The following is a 20,804-nucleotide window of genomic DNA, read 5'->3' on the forward strand; positions in this document are numbered from 1 at the left end:
GTAGGCGGTGGGCAGATGTGCTGAGATGGGCGGATGAGTTCCCCGCATCCCACCCCTGACAGCACCGAGTCCGACGAGTTCCTCTGGTTGGAGCAGATCCATGGAGAGCGGGCCCTGGACTGGGTCCGGGAGCAGAACGCCCGCACCGAGCAGCTGTTGGACGGTCCGGAGCTGGACGCGCTGGAGTCGGCCATGCTGAAGGCCCTGGATGCTCCGGACCGGATCGCGATGGTCTCCAAGCGCGGACCGCTGTACTACAACTTCTGGCGGGACGCCGAGCACCCGCGGGGACTGTGGCGGCGCACCGACTGGGAGTCCTACCGGGCCGGGACCCCGCAGTGGGAGGTGCTGCTGGATGTGGACCGACTGGCGGAGGAGGAGCAGACGCCCTGGGTGTTCGCCGGTGCCCAGCTGCTGCGTCCGGACCGGGACCGGGCCCTGCTGCGGCTCTCCCCGGACGGCGGTGACGCGGTCCGCGTGCGCGAGTTCGACCTGACCGCCCGGGAGTTCGTCCCCGTGGACCAGGGCGGGTTCGACCTGCCGGTGGCCAAGACCCATGTCTCCTGGCTGGACCGGGACCGGCTGCTGGTGGGCACCGTGGTGGACCCTGACCCGCAGACCGGTGACGTCACCCGGTCCTCCTACCCGCGCGCCCAGCGGGTGCTGCGTCGCGGAGAGGAGCTCACCGCCGCGGACCAGGTCTTCACGGTGGACCGCGAGCATGTGGCCGCGTTCGGACACCATGACTCCACGCCTGGTTGGGAGCGGACGGTGGCGGTGGACGCCGTGGACTTCCACCGCTCGGTGACCTGGCTGCGCACCGACGACGCCTCGGCGGGCACCGGGGAGGAGCGTCCCGGGTGGCGCCGGATCGAGGTGCCGGAGGATGCCGAGGTCTCCTTCCACCGGCAGTGGATCACTGTGTACCTCAAGACGGATGCGCAGATCCGCGGCACCGACCACCGTGCCGGATCCCTGCTGGTGGCCCCGGCACAGCAGTGGCTGGACGGCACCGCCGAGCTGAACCCGGTGTCCCTGCCGGATGCCCGCACGGTGCTCTCCTCCTGGACGTGGACCGCCTCCCATCTGGTGCTGGTGCTGCTGCAGGACGTGGCCTCCGTGCTGCAGGCGGTGCCTCAGGGTCGACTGACCGAGGCCGACGCCGCCGCCTCGGCCCGCCCCGTGCCCCTGGACCCGCCGAACCCGCACGATCCCTTCCTCACCCTCTCCGCGGCGGCGGTGGATGATGAGGATCCGGACTGCGGGGACGACCTCTGGGTCACCGCCACCGGGGCTCTGACGCCCACCACCCTGCTGCGGCTGACCTTGGACGCCGCGGCAGACCTGCCTGCCGGACCCCAGACCGCCGCGGGGAGCGGCGCGGTGGAGGCCGACGTCGTGCTCCGCCGTGAGGTGGTGGCCTCCGCCCCGGAGCGCTTCGACGCGTCCGGACTGGCCGTCACCCAGCATTGGGTGACCTCCGACGACGGCACCCAGGTCCCGTACTTCCAGATCGGCCCGCAGGACGCGCCTCTGGACGGCCGCTCCCCCGTGGTGATGGACGGATACGGCGGGTTCCAGGCCTCGAAGCTGCCCGGCTACTCAGCGATCCAGGGTCTGGGCTGGCTGTCGCGCCGAAGCGAGGACGGCCGGACGGGGATCTGGGTGATCGCCAACATCCGCGGCGGCGGGGAGTTCGGCCCCGGGTGGCACCGAGCGGCCCTGAGGGAGAACCGGCACCGTGCCTACCAGGACTTCGCCGCGGTGGCGCGGGATCTGGTGGCCCGCGGCGTGACCTCCCGGGAACGGCTCGCTGCCACGGGCCGGTCCAACGGTGGCCTGCTGATGGGCAACATGGCCACCCAGTACCCGGAGCTCTTCGGGGCGCTGAGCTGCGGAGTCCCCCTGCTGGACATGCGGCGGTACACAGTGCTCTCGGCCGGGCACAGCTGGATCGCCGAGTACGGTGACCCGGACGTGCCCGAGGACTGGGCGTTCATCCGGACCTTCTCCCCGTACCACCTGCTGGTGGACCGCCCGGTGGCGGGTGCTCAGGCCGGCCGGGACGCGGAGGGACCGAGCACCGGGTACCCGCACCAGCTGGTGTGGACCGCCACCTCGGACGACCGCGTGGGTCCGGTGCAGGCCCGCAAGTATGCGGCTCGGCTCCAGCGCCTGGGCGTGCCGCAGACCTGGTTCCATGAGGATCTGGACGGAGGTCATGCCGGTGCCAGCGACAACCGTCAGGCAGCCTCGATGAACGCCCGTTCTCTGCACTTCCTCTGGCGCTCGGTGGCGGGGTCCGGGCACACGCTTTGATCTGGAGGTCACCGACCGGATAACCTGGACGGGTTGGAGACGTGCCAGAGCGGCCGAATGGACTTCACTGCTAATGAAGGGTCCGGCGAAAGTTGGACCGGGGGTTCAAATCCCCCCGTCTCCGCGCGATGGAAGCCCCGGGAACCAGGACTGGTCCCGGGGCTTCTGCGTACCCCCAGACAGTCACTCTGCTGTCATCGCGCCGACCCGTATCCAGCACCCCGTCTCGGCGCAAGAGCTGACACCCTGCTCAGCTTCGAACATCCCCATTGCTACCTGAGAGTCAACTGGGAGTCCGCTGTCTGAGGATGACAAGCCCCCCTCGCGTCTGCCTACGGTGGAGACAGATCGACCGGTACGGAGGCGGGCCGCACCATGGCCCCCCGGACCGAATCGATTGAGCAACTCCGTGGCGGGATACCCCCGTCACACACCCCAAGACAGGAGTTCACCCCATGCAGGACTTCACCTCCATCGATCGCCTTCAGGATGCCAACGTCTACGACACCAACGGTGACAAGGTCGGCTCCGTGGGCCAGGTCTACCTGGACGACGCCACCAATGAGCCCACGTTCGTGACCGTCAAGACCGGCCTGTTCGGCATGAAGGAGACCTTCGTCCCGCTGAACCAGGCCTCCCAGGCCCAGGACGGCCTGACCGTGCCGTTCGACAAGGACTTCATCAAGGACGCCCCGAACGTGGACGCCGACGGCTCCCTCACCCCCGAGGAGGAGCAGCGCATCTACGAGTACTACTCCATGGAGTACACCGCCGCCCGCGGTGACCGTCGTGACCGCGACGGCGTGGACGCTGGCCGCGAGCACGATCAGCAGCGCCGCGACGCCTCCGTGCAGACCGGCCACGCTGCCGGTATCGCCGGCGGTGCCGGTGTCGGCGAGAGCGGCGACTACCCCGAGGGCGATGTGACCGGCACCCGCGGTGTGGACGACCGCGCCGTGGCTGGCCGCGACGTCAACGACCACGGTGCCGGACGCGTGGACGACGACGCCTCCGTGGTGGTCCGCGATGAGCAGCTGGACGTGCACACCGAGCGCCAGGCCACCGGCGAGTACCGCCTGCGCAAGCACACCTACCAGGACACCGAGACCATCGAGGTCCCCGTGGAGCGCGAGGAGGTCGTGGTGGAGCGCACCCCGGTCGACCCGAACTCCGCTGAGGCCCGCACCGCTGGCCGTGGTGACGAGGAGGTCTCCGTGACCACTCACGAGGACGTGCCGGTGGTGGACAAGAACGTCACCGCTGAGAAGGTCTCCCTGGGCAAGACCGCCGTGCAGGACACCGAGACCGTGACCGAGACCGTGCAGCACGAGGACGTCGACATCGACCGCGACGTCAAGCGTGACGGTCTGGATGGCGACCTGGACGGCCGCGACGGCCGCCGCGTCTGATCGACCGGTCGCCGTTGAGCCCCTTCGGCTCGGCTGACTGACACCGAACGAACCCCCCTCCCGCGCTGGGAGGGGGGTTCGTCGTCGTGTGATGCCTGTCAGGCTCCGACATACTCGGCCAGGTGCTGGCCGGTCAGGGTGGAGCGATCCTGCACCATCTGCGCCGGGGTGCCCTGGAAGACCACGGTGCCGCCCTCATGCCCGGCGCCGGGCCCCAGATCCACGATCCAGTCCGCATGCGCCATCACGGCCTGGTGGTGTTCGATCACGATCACCGACTTGCCCGAGTCGACCAGCCGGTCCAGCAGCCCCAGCAGCTGCTCCACGTCGGCCAGGTGCAGCCCGGTGGTCGGCTCGTCCAGGACGTAGATCCCCCCGGACTCGGACATCTGGGTGGCCAGCTTCAGCCGTTGCCGCTCGCCGCCGGAGAGCGTGGTCAGCGGCTGCCCCAGCGTGAGGTATCCCAGCCCGACGTCGGCCAGTCGGGTCAGGATCTTCTGGGCGGCAGGGATCCGGGACTCGCCTTCACTGAAGAACTCCAGGGCCCGCTCCACCGACATGGTCAGCACCTGGCTGATGTCCTGTCCCCCGAGGGTGTACTCCAGCACCTCGGCCTGGAACCGCTTTCCCTCACACACCTCGCAGGGAGTGGAGACACCGGCCATCATCGCCAGGTCCGTGTAGATCACCCCGGCACCGTTGCAGGTGGGGCAGGCCCCCTCCGAGTTGGGGCTGAACAGAGCGGGCTTGACGCCGTTGGCCTTGGCGAACGCCTTGCGGATCGGCTCCAGCAGCCCGGTGTAGGTGGCCGGGTTGCTGCGCCGGGAGCCTCGGATGGCGCCCTGGTCGATCGCCACGACCTCCTGCTCAGTGGGCAGTGACCCGTGGATCAGGCTGCTCTTGCCCGAACCGGCCACACCGGTGATGGCCACCAGCACGCCCAGGGGGATGTCCACGTCCACCTTCTTCAGGTTGTTCCGCGATGCCCCGCGGATCTCCAGCGCCCCGGTGGCCTCCCGGACGGTCTCTTTCAGGTGGGCGCGGTCATCCAGATGCTGCCCGGTCAGGGTCCCGCTGGAGCGCAGCCCCTCCACGGTCCCCTCGAAGCAGACGGTGCCGCCCCCGGAGCCCGCGCGCGGCCCCAGGTCCACCACATGGTCGGCGATCTCGATGGTCTCCGGCTTGTGCTCCACCACCAGCACGGTGTTGCCCTTGTCCCGCAGCTGCAGCAGCAGGGCGTTCATGTTCTGGATGTCATGCGGGTGCAGTCCGATGGTGGGCTCATCGAAGATGTAGGTGACGTCGGTCAGGGCCGAACTCAGGTGCCGGATCATCTTGGTCCGCTGCGCCTCACCACCGGAGAGCGTGCCCGAGGGACGGTCCAGGGACAGGTAGCCCAGGCCGATCTGGACGAATGCGTCCAGAGTCTGCTGCAGGTTCTCCAGCAGCGGCTCCAGCCCCGGCGCCGTCAGTCCGCGGACCCACTCGGCCAGGTCGCTGACCTGCATGGCACAGGCATCGGCGATGCTCCTGCCCTCGATCAGGGAGGACCGGGCGATCTCGTTCAGCCGGGTCCCACCGCACTCGGGGCAGTCCTGGAAGGTGATGACACGGTCCACGAACGCCCGGATGTGGGGCTGCATGGCCTCACGGTCCTTGGAGAGCATGGACTTCTGGATCTGCGGGATCACCCCCTGGTAGGTCAGGTTGATGCCCTCGATCTTGAGCTTGACCGGCTCCTTGTAGAGCAGATCGTCCAGTTCCCGCTGCGTGTACTTCCCCAGGGGCTTGTCCATGTCGAAGTAGCCGCTGCCGGCGAAGATCCGCCCGTACCAGCCGTCCATGCTGTACCCGGGGACGGTGAGCGCCCCCTCGTTCAGGGACTTGGAGGAGTCGAACAGGGCGGTCAGGTCGAAGTCCGAGACCACGCCCATGCCCTCGCAGTGCGGACACTGTCCGCCCTGGACGTGGAAGCTCTTGCGCTCCACGCTCTTGCCTCCGCCCTTGGCACCGGACTTCTCCACGGTCAGGGCGCCCTTGCCGCTGACCGTGGCCACATTGAAGCTGAACGCCTGCGGGGAGCCGATGTGCGGGGTGCCCAGACGGCTGAACAGGATCCGCAGCAGGGCGTTGACGTCTGTCACCGTGCCCAGCGTGGAGCGGGAGTTGGCACCCATCCGCTCCTGGTCCACGATGATCGCCGTGGTCAGCCCCTCCAGCACGTCCACGTCCGGGCGCGGCAGGGAGGGCATGAACCCCTGGACGAAGGAGCTGTAGGTCTCATTGATCATCCGCTGGGACTCGGCGGCGATGGTGGCGAACACCAGCGAGCTCTTGCCGGACCCGGAGACGCCGGTGAAGACCGTGAGCCGGCGCTTGGGGATCTCCACGTCGATCCCCTGCAGGTTGTTCTCCCGGGCGCCCTGCACCCGGATCAGGTGGTGCGTGTCAGCCGGATGGGTGGTCGAGGACTCGGTCACAGGGCACTCCTGGGTCGCGGGGATGGCGACGGTCAGGATACTCCCTCGAGTGGAGTCTCAGCCCCTGGAGCGGATCAGCCGCCCAGCTCCCCCCGGCGGTCGCGGCCCATGATCTGCAGGAACTGCAGTGCCTCATCCGTGGTCAGCACGCTGTGGTTGGCCAGCTCTTCGGCGGCCGGCTCCAGCTGCCCGTCCCGCACCATGGCGGTCAGCTGGTCCCGCAGCCACGGCGGCAGGTCAGCGCTGGAGACCCGCACGGTGGTGTCCTCCCGGACCACCTCCAGCTCGAACGCCGGGTCCACTGCCGGGCCCTGCTCGGCCCACTCGTCCGGAACCCGCAGATCGGTCAGGTCAGCAGGGACGTTCAGGGTGGGTGCCTCCACAGCATCATCCGACCCTGCCGACGGGGCACCCGCCGCAGGCGAGGCACTCGGATGGGGGACGTCGTCGGGACGGCCGGGGGCCTGCTCATCGGCCTGCACCTGACCGGACTCCTCGGCGCCCGGGGCCTGCCACGGCTGCGGGTGCGCGGCCAGGGCCTGCACGTCCCACACCGACTCCAGCGGCCCCCGGTCGGTGTGGCGGCGGTAGGCGGCGATGGCCTCGGCGGGCTTGCCCTGGGCGATCAGGCGGTACACCTCACGGTGGGTCTGCTGATCCAGCCGACCGGCGGCAGCGCGCGCCGCCTCGATGCCCCCGCGCGGGGCCTGATGCTCCTGCGAGCGCGGTTCGCGCGCTGGACGGGGGCTTGTGGACCCGCGGCCCAGCCAGCGCACGAGCACGACGACGATCAGCGCGACGGCGGCCATGATCAGCAGGGGGACGAGGTACTCCATGCTCTCAGTGTAGGGGGGATGGCTCAGGGGGCGTCGATGGTCCAGACGCGGTGCCCCGGGGTGATCGCCTCCGGTGCGGAGGAGGTGAACAGCACCACGCCCGGGTAGTCGGCGAGCTCCTCGCGCAGCAGGTCGATGCCGGCCGCATCCAGGTCCGCGTCGATCCCGTCCAGCACCAGCAGCGGCGGATCGTCCATCAGCGCGCGGCCGAGCTTGAGCCGTGCCCGCTGGGACGCGCTCAGCGGCTGCCCGCCGTTCTTCAGCCGGGTCCCGGTGCCGTTGGGCAGGGCCTCGACGGTCTCCACCAGGCCGACCCGGTCCAGGGCCCGCAGCATCTGCTCCTCGTCCGCCGAGGGGTGCCGATAGGTGATGGAGCGGGAGACGGAACCGCGCTCGAGCGGGATCCGTGCGGAGGCGTGGCCCAGCAGCCGCCGGCGCTGACGGCCCGGGGCCCGCGTGTAGTCGTAGCCGTCCACCATCATCACCAGCTCCGGCACCTCGTGGCCCTCCGGCCCCGGGGTGTTCTGCCCGGCGAGCAGGGCGGCCAGGAACGGCTGGATCCGTCCTGGGTCATGGGAGTGCACCAGGATCCGCTCCCCCGCACGGGCCGCGAGCAGCGGGGCGCGCTGGCCGTCCACGCACATCCGGGAGATCCGCAGTCCGTGGCGGCCGGTCACCTCACGCTGACGCGGCACCTCCTTCCAGGTCTGCTCGCGCAGCCGCTCATCCTCCTGCAGACGGTCCGCCTGACTCAGCAGCGGCGCCTGGATCCTGCGGGCGGCCTTGTAGTTCTGGCGGTACTCCACCACCCGGCCCAGCTCGCCCAGCGGGGCGGCCATCACGCCCACCAGGGTCAGTGCCGAGGCCACACCGGCGGCGTCCACCAACCCCAAGGCGCCCAGGGTGACCACCGCTGCGGTGGACAGGGCGGCGGCGGTGATGGCCAGGGCACGCACCAGCCCGGTCACCTTCGCCCGCGCGACGGCGGCGCCCACCACCTTGCCGGAGTCACGGTCCAGCGCGTTCAGCTCACGCTTGACCCCTCCGGCGGCCTGGATGGACTCCCCCGCCTGGACAGTGTCCGCGATCCGCGCAGACATCCGCCCCCGACGACGGCGCAGGTGCCTGGCGCGTTCGAAGGTCGCCTTGGCCAGGGGCGGCAGCAGGACCACCAGCAGCAGGATGGGCGCCCCGACAGCCGCACCCACCAGCGGCGTGGACAGGGTCAGCACGGCGACCACCACGGCGATCAACGGCACCGCGGTGACCAGGGGAACCAGCCCTTGCGAGATCCAGTTCCGCACGGCGGTCAGATCGTTCGAGGCACGGGTGATGGTCACCCCCAGCGAGGGGTTGCCTGCCCCGGCCAGCGCCGAGCCGATCAGCCGGCGGCGCTGCTCGAACACGTAGTCCTGCCCCAGATCCTCGGCCACCACGCGCTCGGCCCACCGTGCCGCTCCCAAGGAGAGCACCGCCCCGGCCAGCAGGGCCAGCTGAGGCCAGGGGATGTAGGTCCCCATCTGCGCCAGGGCTGCCGGGTCCAACGCCTGCCCGTCCGGGCCGACGCCCGAACGCAGGGCCTGGTTCAGCTGGGCCGGTCCGCCCAGCAGGGCGTCCACGGTGAAGGCCATCACCAGGGCCATGGCTGCCTGGAACACGCCCAGCAGCAGGAGCAGCACCAGCAGCCAACGACGACGGCCCCGCCAGACGGTGGGCATCCGCTCGTCCCGGCCCCACGCCTCAGTGCCCTCGTCGTCGGACTCGGCCGGGCCCGGGGCAGATCCGTCCTGCGCCACGGCCAGCTCCGCGGGATCCTCCGGCTCAGGTGACTGGGCACTGAGGCGGAAGACCCGTGGGCGCTGCCGGGCGTCGTCGGGATCTGCTGAACGGGTGGCCATGATGTCCTCGAGCGTGTGCTGGACGGGGGTCCGCGCAGGGGTCTGCTGCAGGGCGGAGGGGCGGGGGGTGGCTGGCATCCTCAGGGGGCTCCGTGGGCTCAGCGCCGCGGGAGCAGGTCCCGTGCGGTGTCAGCGGCGGTCATCCCGAAGGTGTCCAGGACCGGGACGTCCAGCACCTGGCGGGCCTCGGCGGTGGCCAGCGGCGAGGAGGTCAGCACGCCCGAGACGGCGGCCACCTCGAGTCCGGCCTCCTGCAGCTCCCGCACACCGGCCACGGCGCCCAGGGCGTCCGAGGCGGCGAAGACCACGGTGTCCACCACGGACTGGAAGAGCGGATCACGCAGCAGGCGGGCAGTCTCGCCCTGGTAGACGCCGTCGGCGATCTCCACGACCACCACGTCCGTGTCCGTCTCGGAGAGGGCGTCGATCAGGTTCACGGTCAGGGAGCGGACCTGTTCGTACTCGAGCTTGAAGGTGGTGGGGAAGCCGAAGTCGGTGAAGTCCAGGACCTTGGCGGCACCGCCGTCGTGGTAGATCATCGGGTCATTGCCGGCACCGGTGCCGGTGGACTTGCCGGCGGAGACCTTCAGGCCGGCGTTGGTCAGCCCGTTGACCAGGCAGGCCATGGCCGTGGACTTGCCGGAGTTCATCGAGGTGCCCAGCACGCCGATCACCCGCGGACGGCCCGGCAGGGGTGCGACCTCGGCGCCCACCGTGGCGGGCAGCGGGCGCAGCTGGTACGGGGAGAAGCGGGTCAGGTTGACCACACCGTGCTCGTCCGCCAGCAGGCCCAGGGGCTCGATCCGCGTGGGGTCATCCATGTTCACGTGCTGCTCGGTGACCATCCCGGCCACACCGCCGGCGGCCACCAGGTGGCAGGGCTCCAGGGAGTCCGGGACGTGCGCCAAGAACTGGTCGGCGGCGTAGCGGTTGCCGTAGGCCAGCATGATGATCGCGCCCTCGAACAGGATGGCCTTGCGGGACTCCGGGGTCTCCACCCGCTTGTGGTTCAGGATCTCGGTGACCCGGGCGATGACCACGTCTCCGGCCTGCGGGACCACGGTCGCACCGGTGGCCAGGTGGAAGCGGGACGGATCGGACTCCAGGGCCTGAGCGGCGAACCGGGTGGTGTAGGAGGACTGGATCCGGGCAGGCAGCTCGGCTCGCTGATGGCCCTGAGCCGTGTGGGCGGCGATGATCGGCAGGGAGGAGGTCTGGCTCTGCATCTCGAAGGTGCTGGTCATGGCGTACGCCTTTCCCGGAAGTCCGTCGGTGACCACCTGCGTGGCTGACGGAGTGACTGTCCTGGTTCGAAGTCTGGAGTTCGTTCGGCGTCGAGGTTCCTCCTCGGCGTTGAGACCATCAGACCAGCGCTGGATGAGCAGTGGATGAACCACGGATGAGAGCGCTCTCATCTTCGACGGCGCGGCGGCGGAAGGCCCGTCCTTCCAGGTCAGATCCGGGGCGATCAGGGGTGGGTGATGCTGATCACGCAGATCGATCTGGAGTCTGGGAAGGCTGCTCCATGCCTGTTCCGCGCAGCAGCACCAGCGCCAGCACTCCGGCGATCACCGCCAGCCCGACGGTCATCAGGACGGTGCCGGTCCACCCGTGCTCAGCCAGGAAGACACCGCCCAGCCAGCCGAACAGGCTCGATCCCCCGTAGTAGCCCAGGTTGTACAGGGAGCTGGACTGGGCTCGGCCGGCCCGCGCCGCCGTTCCAGCCCACCCCGAGGCCACGGAGTGCGCTCCGAAGAATGCACCGGTGAACAGGACGGTGCCGGCCAGGATCGCCACCAGATGCGGGAGCAGGGTGATCAGGACACCGATGATCATCAGTGCGATGCTGGCCAGCAGCACTGTTCCCCGACCGTGCCGGACCGCCAGCCGCCCCGCCACCGGGGAGGACCACGTCCCGGCGAGGTAGGCCACGAACACCAGGGAGATCACGGAGAGCGGCAGCAGGAAGGGCTCCTCCGTGAGATGGAAGCCCAGGAAGTTGTACATCGCCACGAAGCCGCCCATCAGCAGCATGCCCTGGGCGTAGAGGGCCAGCAGCCGCGGCGACCTCAGGTTCCCGGTCAGCGCCGAGATGGCCTCGGAGAATGAGGACCGCCCCGGGGTGAACCGGCGTGACGGCGGAGCCAGCAGCAGGAACCCGACCGCGCACGCCACCGCCATGAGTGTCACCGAGAGCATCCCGATCCGCCAGTGCGTGAGCTCGCCGATGGGTGCGGCCACCAGCCGCCCGGCCAGTCCGCCCAGCGTGGTGCCGGCGATGTAGGTGCCAGCGGCCACGGCCGACCAGCGCGCATGGACCTCTTCGCTCAGATAGGCGATGGCCAGGGCGGGGACCCCACCCAGGGCCGCGCCCTCCAGGAACCTCAGGGCCAGCAGCAGGTCGAACTGCGGTGCCAGGGTGGCCGCCAGGGAGCACAGGCAGGCGATGAGCACGGCCCATCCCATGGAGCGCAGCCGCCCCCAGCGGTCCCCGGCGTAGGACCAGGGGATCACGCCCAGCGCCAGGCCGAGGGTGGCCGCAGAGATGGACAGCGCCGCAGACGAGGCGCTGATGCCCAGGTCACCGCTGATCAACGGCAGCAGCCCTTGCGGTGAGTACAGCTGGGAGAAGGTGGCCACACCGGCCAGGAACAGGGCCCACAGCAGTCGCCGGTATCCGCCCTGACCCGGCTCGTGTCCGGCCCATTCCGTTCTGGAGTTCTGCACCCCACGACTGTAGGACGATCTGCCCCTCTGCCGCGGCACACGACGCCCGTCTCCGCGCTGACCTGGGCTGTCAGTCCGGTCCTCTACGATGGACTCTCGTGACGACTTCTGTGGATCTGACCCAGTCCTTCAAAGCCTACGACGTGCGCGGCATCGTCGGCGAGACCATCACACCCGAGTCGGTGCGCGCTGTGGGCGCGGCCTTCGTGGACGTGCTGGAACTGACCGGGAAGCGCGTGCTGGTGGGCGGTGACATGCGTCCGTCGACCCCGGAGTTCATGCAGGCCTTCACGCAGGGCGCCACCGCTCGCGGTGCCGATGTGGTGCAGGTGGGTCTGATCTCCACCGACATGCTGTACTACGCCTGCGGCGTGGAGGACGCGGCCGGTGTGATGTTCACCGCATCCCACAACCCAGCCGAGTACAACGGCATGAAGATGTCCCAGGCCGGGGCCGTTCCGGTCTCATCGGACACCGGGCTCTACGAGATCCGTGACGTCGCCCAGGGGTACCTGGACAGCGGCGAGATCCCCCCGGCCGACTCCACGGGAACGGTCACCGAGATGGACCTGGTCTCCGGGTACGCCACCTACCTGCGCTCGCTGGTGGACCTCTCCGGTGGACGGCAGCTGAAGGTCGTGGTCGACGCCGGCAACGGCATGGCTGGCAAGACCACTCCGGCGGTCCTGAGTGACGCCGTGCTCGAGGGGCTGCCGCTGGAGATCGTCCCGTTGTACTTCGAGCTGGACGGCACCTTCCCCAACCACCCCGCCAATCCCCTGGAGCCGGAGAACCTGCGGGATCTACAGGCCGCCGTGCTGGAGCACGGCGCGGACATCGGCCTGGCCTTCGACGGTGACGCCGACCGGTGCTTCGTGATCGATGAGAAGGGGCAACCGGTCTCTCCGTCGGCGGTGACCGGACTGGTGGCACGCCGGGAGATCGCCCGGGCCCAGGCTGGCAGCGAGGTGCACGCCGCCGAGACCGAGCCGGTGGTCATCCACAACCTGATCACCTCGCGCGCAGTTCCCGAACTGGTTCTGGCCTCCGGCGGTCGGCCCGTGGAGACCCGGGTGGGCCACTCCTTCATCAAGGCGGTCATGGCCCAGGAGCGCGCCGTGTTCGGCGGCGAGCATTCGGCCCACTACTACTTCCGCGACTTCTTCAACGCGGACACCGGCATACTGGCGGCGATGCACGTGCTGGCGGCCCTGGGCGAGCAGGACGGACCGCTCTCCGAGCTGGCCGAGGAGTACGACCCCTACGTGGCTTCCGGTGAGATCAACTCCACGGTGGAGGACAAGCAGGGCGCCGTGGACCGCGTGCTGGAGCGGTTCGCCGACCGAGACGTCACCGTGAGCACCATGGACGGCACCACCGTGAGCGCGGCAGACGGCTCCTGGTGGTTCAATCTGCGTCCGTCCAACACGGAGCCGTTCCTTCGCTACAACGGTGAGGCCCAGGATGAGCAGACCATGGCGTCTGTGCGTGATGCTGTGCTGGAGATCGTCCGCGAGGGCTGAGCCCCGATCATCCGGCCAGGGCGAGCACCAGGGGCAGCACGCCGTCCGCCCCGGCCTGGCGCAATGCGCGTCCGGTGACGGTGAGCGTCCATCGGCTGTCGGCCATCTCGTCCACCAGCAGCACCGGACCCTGACGACCCGATCCCGGTGCCGACTGCAGCTGTTCGGCCATGGTCTCCGGGACGGCGAACTGGTCCCACACCGAGGCCAAGCGGTACGCGCTGTTGCCGCCGGGAGCGGTGAGCGGTCCGTGGCCGCGTACCGAGAGCTCCCCCAGGTAGGGCAGCTGACCGATCTGGGCGATGCCCTCGGCGAAGGAGCGCACCAGCTGCGGCCGGCGGCGTGACGGCACGGAGACCACGGCGATCGGACGTTCAGTCCAGCCCCATTGGGCGAGCACCTGGACCGCGGCCTGCAGCAGATCGGAGTCGATGGGTCCGTCAGCGGCACTGTCTTCCCGGTCGGAGAACAGCTCGCGCAGCCGTCCGCCCCAGCCCAGGTCGGTCAGTCGGGCCACCGCTCGCCCCTCGCCGCACTGCTCCTCTGCCGGAATGCGTCCCTTGACCTGGACCCCGAGCCGGTCCATGCCGCTGGGCCACATGGTGCGGGGCTCCACCGCCACTCCGACTCGCCGCAGTGAACTGTCCGCCGCTGCACGGGCCTGCTCACCCACTCCCGTGGGGTACCAGGGCCCTGCGCAGGTGTCGCACCGTCCGCAGGGGGCCGCCTGCGGGTCGTCGAGGACGCGCGCCAGGAATTCCATCCGGCATCCGGTGGTGTTCTCGTAGTCGAGCATCAGGTTCTGTTCGTGGACCCGGGCCTGGGCCACGCGCCCATACCGCTCGCCGTCGTAACTCCACGGCTGGTCCGTCCGGCGCCATCCACCGCCGACGCGCTCCACCGCACCGTCCACGGCCAGCACCTTCAGCAGCAGCTCCAACGGCGTGCGGCGTAGGTCCACGCGGGTCTCCAGGGCCGGCACGCTCAACGCTCCTCCCGCCCGCTCCAGCTCCTCCAGCACGGCCCGCGCGCGGTGTTCGTCCGGCATGGAGGTGGTGGCGAAGTACTGCCAGATCTCCCGGTCCTCTGTGCCCGGGAGCAGCAGCACGTCGGCGTGGTCCACGCCGCGGCCGGCACGTCCGACCTGCTGGTAGTAGGAGACCGGCGAGCTCGGGGCGCCCAGGTGGACCACGAATCCCAGGTCCGGCTTGTCGAACCCCATGCCCAGGGCGGAGGTGGCCACGAGCGCCTTGACCTGGTTGTCCTTCAGCGCCTGCTCCAGCTCGGCGCGCTGCTCAGGGTCGGTGCGTCCGGTGTACGCGGCCACCGCGTATCCGGCGTCCTTGAGCGCCTGGGCGGTGTCCTCCGCCGCAGACACGGTCAGTGCATAGACGATCCCGGAACCCGGCAGCTCGTTCAGGTGGCTGAGCAGCCAGGCCAGCCTGCTGGCGGGGCTGGGCATCCTCAGCACGCCCAGGCGCAGCGAGGCGCGCGCCAGGGGTCCGCGCAGGACGAAGACGTCGTCATCGGAGTCCACTCCCAGCTGTTCCACCACGTCGGTGACCACGCGCTGGTTGGCGGTGGCCGTCGTCGCCAAGACCGGGACACGGGCCTCACCGCGGCCGGGAAGACGGGCGATCAGGTCGCGGATGCGCCGGTAGTCCGGACGGAAGTCGTGCCCCCAGTCGGAGATGCAGTGGGCCTCGTCGATCACCAGCAGGCCCATGCGCCGAGTCAGCTCCGGCAGCTGCTCGTCTCGGAACCGGGGGTTGTTCAGTCGTTCCGGCGAAACCAGCAGGACATCCACGGTGTCCTCATCGAGTCGCTGGCGCACGTTGTCCCAGTCGGTGGCGTTGGCGGAGTTGATGGACTCGGCGCGGACTCCCGCGCGGGCCGCCGCCGAGACCTGGTCCCTCATCAACGCCAGCAGAGGCGAGACGATCAACGTGGGTCCAGCACCGCGGGCCCGCAGCAGCAGGGAGGCCACGAAGTACACCGCAGACTTGCCCCAGCCGGTCCGCTGGACCACCAGAGCCCTGCGGCGACCGGAGACCAGTGCCTCGATCGCCTCGAACTGCCCCTCATGGAAGACGGCGTCCTCGCGTCCGACCAGCCGGCGCAGCACCTGCAGCGCCTCCTCGTGAAGGTCCGGGGCAGGGTCTGGGGTCGCTGCGTCGCGCGTGTTCAGGTGCTCCATGGGTTCAGTCTTGCAGTCGGCACGGACGAGCTGTGTTCTGCCGTGCGGCGTGTGGATCGCTCAGCGGTCCTGGACCGCTGTGCAGGAGCACGAGCGGGGACGGTTCAGACCGCGGCGTCCCTGACCTGGGCCAGGCGTTCCACCTGCCGCGCCACCTGACGCTCGTAGATCGCAGAGCGGGCATGGCCAGCCAGCTTCCGGCTGCGCACCGGATAGCGCAGGAGCATCTCCATATGGCTCAAGGCCAGTTCCTCGGCAGGCGTGTAGGAGCTCTTGCTCGCGGAGTCGTGGAAGGTGGACAGCACCAGTCCCAGCGTGCGTTCCGGGTCACCGGCGTAGAGGTGGAGCTTGGCGGCGTCGCGCGTGATCGGCCACTCACCGGAGTGCTCCCAGTCGACCAGCGCGATCCCGATGGGGGTGCGGAGCACATTCGAGGCGACCATGTCCCCGTGGGACCAGGACCAGCGCAGCCCGTGGTTCCGTTCGAGGAGATGGGACACCCACGATCCCAGCTCGGAGGGGATGATCCCGGTCTGCAGCACCTCGGCCCACCGGGCGACCCGGGACGACTGGTGGTGAGCTGACAGAGGGATGCGTCTGACGCCATGTCCAGCATGGACCGCGGACAGGCCGGCAAGGATCTCCGGCGCGGCTTCGTCCAGTTGAGCGGCCGAGGTGAGGGATCGGCCATCCAGCCACCTCTCCACCAGATACGGCAGGCCGCGGGAGAGCTCGCCGTGGGACACCAGGGCGGGCATGAGACCCGGAGCATGGCGCTCGACGATGCTGTGGGCCTGGACAGCCCTGTGGATGCCGTTGAGCCCAGTGGCAGCTGGGGGCTGGATGGCCAGCGTGAGGCCGTCGTGGGTGTATGCGGCGCGCAGCTTGACTGCGGTCTGGATTTCGAACTTGGCCATCACCAGGACGTCAGCACGCAGACGCGCGGTCAACTCCTGTACACCGTCTGCACCGGGACCCCACCCGGACCGCTGTGGCGCCGGGATCAGCCGTTCGGCGTTCGTGGGGATCTGCGGTCGGCGCACCACGCGATCACGCACCCAGTACGTGGCGGATCGGAACGAGGCCGGCAGCTGCCGGTCGGCACGCTCCACGCGCACCACAGCTGTCAGCCCGGCGACCAGGCGGGAGACGACAGCCGGATCCGACCCGTGCCGATGACGAACATCGGCACGGGCGCGGTCGGTGGCCTCAGCTGCCTGGAGGGCTAGACGGTCCAGGCGCCGTCGGACACGCCGGAGGCGCGCCTGGCCTCTCAGGAGGTGGCTCCCAGACGCTGCTTCAGGCCCTCCAACTGTGAGGAGATCGAGTCCGGGAGGGAGTCGCCGAAGCGGTCGAACCACTCCTGGATGGACTGCACCTCTGCGGTCCACTCCTCACGGTCCACCTTCAGGGCGTCCTCGAGATCGCTGTCAGAGACCTCCACGCCGTTCAGGTCCAGGGACTCCGGGGTCGGCACGAAGCCGATGGGGGTCTCCTGGGCGTCGGCGCGACCCTCCAGGCGCTCCACGACCCACTTGAGCACGCGGGAGTTCTCGCCGAAGCCGGGCCAGGCGAAGCCGCCATCGCGGTTGCGGCGGAACCAGTTGACCAGGTAGATCCGGGGCAGCTTCTCAGCGTCCACCTTGCCGGAGACGTTGACCCAGTGCTTGAGGTAGTCGCCGGCGTCGTAGCCGATGAAGGGGAGCATGGCCATGGGGTCGCGGCGCACCACGCCCACGGCACCGACGGCGGCGGCGGTGGTCTCCGAGGAGAGCGTGGCGCCCTTGAAGATGCCGTCCTCCCAGTCGAAGGACTCGGTCACCAGCGGAATGGTGGTCTTGCGACGACCGCCGAACAGGATGGCGTCCAGCTTCACCCCGTTGGGCTCGGAGTATTCCGGAGCCAACATGTCCGTCTGGTCGATCGGGGTGCAGAAGCGGGAGTTCGGGTGGGCTGCCGGGGTCTCAGACTCCGGGGTCCAGTCGTTGCCGCGCCAGTCGGTCAGGTGCTCGGGGACCTCATCGGTCATGCCCTCCCACCAGACGCCGCCGTCGTCGGTGAGGGCGACGTTGGTGAAGATCGAGTTGCCCTTGGCGATGGCACGCATGGCGTTGGGGTTGGTGGACCAGCCGGTTCCCGGAGCCACACCGAAGTAGCCAGCCTCCGGATTGACCACACGGAACTCGCCGTCCTTGCCGGCGCGGATCCAGGTGATGTCGTCGCCCAGGGTCTCGGCCTTCCAGCCCTCCACCGTGGGGTCGATCAGGGCCAGGTTGGTCTTGCCGCAGGCCGAGGGGAAGGCGCCGGAGATGGTGTAGGACTTGCCCTCCGGGCTGGTCAGCTTCAGGATCAGCATGTGCTCGGCGAGCCAGCCCTCATCCCGGGCCATCACGGAGGCGATGCGCAGTGCGTAGCACTTCTTGCCCAGCAGGGCGTTGCCGCCGTAGCCGGAGCCGTAGGACCAGATGGAGCGCTCCTCGGGGAAGTGCACGATCCACTTGGTCTCGTTGCAGGGCCAGGCCACATCCTGCTGTCCGGGCTCCAGCGGAGCACCCACGGAGTGCAGGGCCGGGACGAAGAACGCCTCGGTCTCCTCCATCTTCTTCAGCACGTCCGCGCCGATGCGCGCCATGATGCGCATGGAGGTGACCACGTAGGCGGAGTCGGTGATCTCCACGCCGAACTTGGGGTCATCGGCATCCAGATGTCCCATGACGAACGGGATCACGTACATGGTCCGACCGCGCATCGAGCCACGGAAGGCGTCGTTGAGGATGGACTTCATCTCAGCCGGGTCCATCCAGTTGTTGGTGAAGCCGGCGTCCTCCTCCTTCTCAGAGCAGATGAAGGTGCGGTCCTCGACGCGGGCCACATCGGCAGGGTCGGAGAACGCCGCGTAGGAGTTGGGGAACTTGTCCTCGGCCAGCTTGGTGAAGGTCCCGGCCTCGACGAGCTCGCCGGCCAGGCGGTCGTACTCCTCCTGCGATCCGTCCACCCACACCACGGAGTCGGGCTCGGTGAGCTCCACAACCTCCTTCACCCAGTCCAGCAGCTTGGCATAGCTGGTCGGCGCATCCGCCACCACTCGTTCTGCGAGCGTGGGCGCGGTGCTGTCTGCCATGAGGAATCCCTCCGTCGGGTCGCTGCGAGATATCCGGGGCCACCCAGGGCGCCACCGCGCGTGCGCGGTCTGCACTCCCTTGTGCGTCCACCGTGTCCCTGCCATCCTACCCGGCGCGCAGCACCGCCCTGGGCGGGATGACGCACCGTGGAAAGGGCCTCTCGCGCGGCTTTGCCACTTCGGACAGTCGACGATTTGGCGCACCGCCCAACCGCATGTATAGTTCTTCGAGGCCCGTCAGAGGCCATGCGCCCTTAGCTCAGCTGGATAGAGCGTCTGTCTACGGAACAGAAGGTCAGGGGTTCGAATCCCTTAGGGCGCACCACAGCACCACCGAGTCAGGCCCGGACACCACGTCCGGGCCTGACTCGTCTCTCGAGACCATCAGATCCCGAGGCCGGTCAGGGGCGAGGCACCGTGAAGTGCGTCATCCGCGCATCGCGTCCGTCCAGCGTGGCCCATGGTCCCGGGACGCGGAAGACCTGCAGACCCAGGGTCGGGCACCGCTCTGCCATGGACATCACCGCCTCTTCGTCTGAGTCCACCGAGGCCAGGCGCATCCCGAGCTCCTGGACCCATGGCATGTGTCCGACCACCATCAGAGACCGCACCTGCTCCTCGGTCTCGTTGATCACCGCCAGCGCCTGCGACGCAGAGGCCTCGTAGAGGCGGGAGTCCAGATACGGGGTGGGGGCCTTCTCCCCCAGCTCCGAGCAGACCCACATGCAGGTCTGGCGGGTCCGGACGGCGCTGGAGCAGACGATCGACTCCGGCACCAGCCCCTGCTCCATCAGCCAGCGTCCGGCCAGCGGGGCCTCACGCTCGCCCCTCCCGGCCAGGGGCCGGTCGTGGTCCGGGACGCCCACCGGCCAGTCGGCCTTGGCATGGCGCAGGATGATCAAGGTCTTCTCACCGGTGCGGTCCACGGGCTGGTCCGGTCCTGGGTTCACGACGTCGGCAGGCATGGTCCCAGCGTACGTCTCGTCATCGCGAGGGTCAGGAGGGCAGGGCACCACGCGAGGCTTCGGCCATGTCGTGGGCCAGGAGCGCCAGCTGAAGCAGCAGCCTGCCGCGGGGGTCCTGCAGACTGGATCCGGTGAGCTCCACCAGACGCCGGCTGCGGTAGATCACCGTGTTGCGATGGCAGAACAGCTCGTCCGCCGCGGCGGTCGCAGACCCGCCGTGACGCAGCAATGCCCTGAGCGTCTCCAGCAGCGTCGTCCGCTGATGCGTCGGCAGGGCCAGCAGGGTCCCCAGGACGTGGTCCATCAGCAGCCCGGTGACCTCGGGGCTTGATTCGACCAGCAGTTCCGGCAATCTTGCCGAGGCCCAGACCAGGCGACGGTCCCCTGGCGGGAGTGTATTCGCGGCACGGGATGCCAGCCTGAATGCCGCTGCAGACTCAGGAATCCCATGGCGTGCGAGCGCGACGCCAACCCGCCCTTCCATCACCGGACTCAGCGCCTCTGTCAGCCAGGCCTCGTCCTCCGAGGGGATGGCCACCAGCCCGTACAGGGCTCCTTCGCGCACACCCCACCGAGACATGGCACCCATCCGGTCGATCCGGTCCTCCGGATGCCTGAGTGGATCGCTCTGCGGGTCCTCCAGGATCGCCACAACGCAGGCGACCGGCACGTCCGGACGGATACCCAGGATCTCCTCGGCCTGGTCCGCATACGCCGGGTCAGCGCCTCTGCCCTCGAACAAGCCAGCGAGGTAGTTCTCCTGTCGGCGGAGATCTCGAAGGGTCATCCGCGAGGTCTCCCGGCGGTAGGCCGCGCTGAGCACCTCCCCCGTCAGCCCCAGGTCATGCCAGAGCTGCCGACCAGCCGCGACGAGTTCCTCCGCGGTGATGTCCAGGCGCCCTTCTTGGAACCGTTCCGCCAGGGCTTCCCAGAGAAGCCGATTCCCAGAGGTGTAGACCGAGATCAATGACTCGAGAGGAACGCCCTGGCGGGCACGTTCAATACCGGTGGCACGCCAGGCATCGACCAGCCGAGCTCCCACACCTTCCCGACCGGTGGCCCCGGAGAGCCGGCGCAGACCGCGCCGCACATGCTCACGCACACTGCGTCGCAGGACTGCCCTGAGCTCTGGCGTGGACCACGCCGCCCCCTGTTCCGTGGCGAGCATGCTGTCCGAGATCTCGTCAGCGATGTGGTCTGAATCGTCGAGCAGATCCGACCAGGCCGCACGCAGCCGATCCTCCGCATCCACGCTCTCCTGTGCCACCGGGGTCAGCCCTCACTCTCATCCACCGTGACCGAACCGCGGCCTGGTCACGTCGACTGTGC

13 protein-coding genes and 2 tRNA genes are annotated in these 20,804 nt (G+C 69.4%); 5 read left to right on the forward strand and 10 right to left on the reverse strand.

Annotation, left to right across the window (positions count from 1 at the left end):
- Positions 1-33: 33 nt before the first annotated feature.
- The 3 genes from ACEXHE_RS07365 to ACEXHE_RS07375 all read left to right on the forward strand — a co-directional run bounded on the left by ACEXHE_RS07365 (position 34) and on the right by ACEXHE_RS07375 (position 3,728).
- Positions 34-2,319: a prolyl oligopeptidase family protein gene (locus tag ACEXHE_RS07365; protein WP_374785298.1), complete on the forward strand. Its 2,286-nt coding sequence runs from the start codon at positions 34-36 to the stop codon at positions 2,317-2,319.
- A gap of 35 nt (positions 2,320-2,354) precedes the next feature.
- Positions 2,355-2,443: transfer RNA gene (locus ACEXHE_RS07370), tRNA-Ser, on the forward strand.
- A gap of 331 nt (positions 2,444-2,774) precedes the next feature.
- Positions 2,775-3,728: a DUF2382 domain-containing protein gene (locus ACEXHE_RS07375; RefSeq protein WP_374785299.1), complete on the forward strand. Its 954-nt coding sequence runs from the start codon at positions 2,775-2,777 to the stop codon at positions 3,726-3,728.
- A gap of 98 nt (positions 3,729-3,826) precedes the next feature.
- Here ACEXHE_RS07375 and ACEXHE_RS07380 read toward each other — a convergent pair whose 3' ends face one another.
- The 5 genes from ACEXHE_RS07380 to ACEXHE_RS07400 form a co-directional block, all read right to left on the reverse strand.
- On the reverse strand, positions 3,827-6,208 hold the full coding sequence (locus ACEXHE_RS07380) for an ATP-binding cassette domain-containing protein (protein WP_374785300.1): 2,382 nt from the start codon (positions 6,206-6,208) through the stop codon (positions 3,827-3,829).
- A 74-nt stretch (positions 6,209-6,282) separates the two neighbouring features.
- Positions 6,283-7,044 carry a hypothetical protein gene (locus tag ACEXHE_RS07385; protein WP_374785301.1) on the reverse strand — a complete coding sequence of 254 codons (762 nt, stop codon included), beginning with the start codon at positions 7,042-7,044 and terminating at the stop codon, positions 6,283-6,285.
- Positions 7,045-7,067: 23 nt separating this feature from the next.
- Positions 7,068-9,020, reverse strand: a complete 1,953-nt coding sequence (locus ACEXHE_RS07390; protein WP_374785302.1) for an ABC transporter ATP-binding protein — start codon at positions 9,018-9,020, stop codon at positions 7,068-7,070.
- Positions 9,021-9,040: 20 nt separating this feature from the next.
- Positions 9,041-10,186, reverse strand: coding sequence for a DUF1611 domain-containing protein (locus tag ACEXHE_RS07395; RefSeq protein ID WP_285179851.1), 1,146 nt, complete (start codon positions 10,184-10,186; stop codon positions 9,041-9,043).
- Between the two features lie 244 nt (positions 10,187-10,430).
- Positions 10,431-11,669, reverse strand: coding sequence for an MFS transporter (locus ACEXHE_RS07400; protein WP_374785303.1), 1,239 nt, complete (start codon positions 11,667-11,669; stop codon positions 10,431-10,433).
- 98 nt (positions 11,670-11,767) lie between these two features.
- On the opposite strand from ACEXHE_RS07400, the gene ACEXHE_RS07405 reads away from it, so the two are divergent.
- Positions 11,768-13,192 carry a phosphomannomutase/phosphoglucomutase gene (locus tag ACEXHE_RS07405; RefSeq protein ID WP_374785304.1) on the forward strand — a complete coding sequence of 475 codons (1,425 nt, stop codon included), beginning with the start codon at positions 11,768-11,770 and terminating at the stop codon, positions 13,190-13,192.
- A 7-nt stretch (positions 13,193-13,199) separates the two neighbouring features.
- Here the strand turns inward: ACEXHE_RS07405 and ACEXHE_RS07410 are convergent, their stop codons facing one another.
- From ACEXHE_RS07410 to ACEXHE_RS07420, 3 genes are all read right to left on the reverse strand, one after another.
- Positions 13,200-15,389, reverse strand: coding sequence for a RecQ family ATP-dependent DNA helicase (locus ACEXHE_RS07410; RefSeq protein ID WP_374785305.1), 2,190 nt, complete (start codon positions 15,387-15,389; stop codon positions 13,200-13,202).
- Between the two features lie 104 nt (positions 15,390-15,493).
- Complete coding sequence (locus tag ACEXHE_RS07415; protein WP_374785306.1) at positions 15,494-16,501, reverse strand: phosphotransferase; 1,008 nt, start codon at positions 16,499-16,501, stop codon at positions 15,494-15,496.
- Positions 16,502-16,662: 161 nt separating this feature from the next.
- Positions 16,663-18,510, reverse strand: coding sequence for a phosphoenolpyruvate carboxykinase (GTP) (locus ACEXHE_RS07420; protein ID WP_356968983.1), 1,848 nt, complete (start codon positions 18,508-18,510; stop codon positions 16,663-16,665).
- A gap of 248 nt (positions 18,511-18,758) precedes the next feature.
- Here ACEXHE_RS07420 and ACEXHE_RS07425 point away from each other — a divergent pair.
- Positions 18,759-18,835 (forward strand) — tRNA-Arg (locus ACEXHE_RS07425).
- Positions 18,836-18,911: 76 nt separating this feature from the next.
- Here the strand turns inward: ACEXHE_RS07425 and ACEXHE_RS07430 are convergent.
- Together ACEXHE_RS07430 and ACEXHE_RS07435 are read right to left on the reverse strand one after the other, a co-directional pair.
- Positions 18,912-19,475, reverse strand: coding sequence for a histidine phosphatase family protein (locus ACEXHE_RS07430; protein WP_374785307.1), 564 nt, complete (start codon positions 19,473-19,475; stop codon positions 18,912-18,914).
- Between the two features lie 31 nt (positions 19,476-19,506).
- The gene (locus ACEXHE_RS07435) at positions 19,507-20,742 is read right to left on the reverse strand and encodes a PucR family transcriptional regulator (RefSeq protein WP_374785308.1); all 1,236 of its coding nucleotides are present in this window, start codon (positions 20,740-20,742) and stop codon (positions 19,507-19,509) included.
- Between the last annotated feature and the right edge of the window lie 62 nt (positions 20,743-20,804).

Source organism: Micrococcus sp. IITD107 (assembly GCF_041927415.1).
Taxonomy (GTDB): Bacteria; Actinomycetota; Actinomycetes; order Actinomycetales; family Micrococcaceae; genus Citricoccus; species Citricoccus terreus.

Bases quoted from the DNA above. Each gene is read 5' to 3' on its own strand.
- ACEXHE_RS07385 (WP_374785301.1), bottom strand. From the start codon at position 7,044: ATGGAGTACCTCGTCCCCCTGCTGATCATGGCCGCCGTCGCGCTGATC.
- ACEXHE_RS07395 (WP_285179851.1), bottom strand. From the start codon at position 10,186: ATGACCAGCACCTTCGAGATGCAGAGCCAGACCTCCTCCCTGCCGATC.
- ACEXHE_RS07390 (WP_374785302.1), bottom strand. From the start codon at position 9,020: ATGCCAGCCACCCCCCGCCCCTCCGCCCTGCAGCAGACCCCTGCGCGG.
- ACEXHE_RS07430 (WP_374785307.1), bottom strand. From the start codon at position 19,475: ATGCCTGCCGACGTCGTGAACCCAGGACCGGACCAGCCCGTGGACCGC.
- ACEXHE_RS07420 (WP_356968983.1), bottom strand. From the start codon at position 18,510: ATGGCAGACAGCACCGCGCCCACGCTCGCAGAACGAGTGGTGGCGGAT.
- ACEXHE_RS07375 (WP_374785299.1), top strand. From the start codon at position 2,775: ATGCAGGACTTCACCTCCATCGATCGCCTTCAGGATGCCAACGTCTAC.
- ACEXHE_RS07410 (WP_374785305.1), bottom strand. From the start codon at position 15,389: ATGGAGCACCTGAACACGCGCGACGCAGCGACCCCAGACCCTGCCCCG.
- ACEXHE_RS07365 (WP_374785298.1), top strand. From the start codon at position 34: ATGAGTTCCCCGCATCCCACCCCTGACAGCACCGAGTCCGACGAGTTC.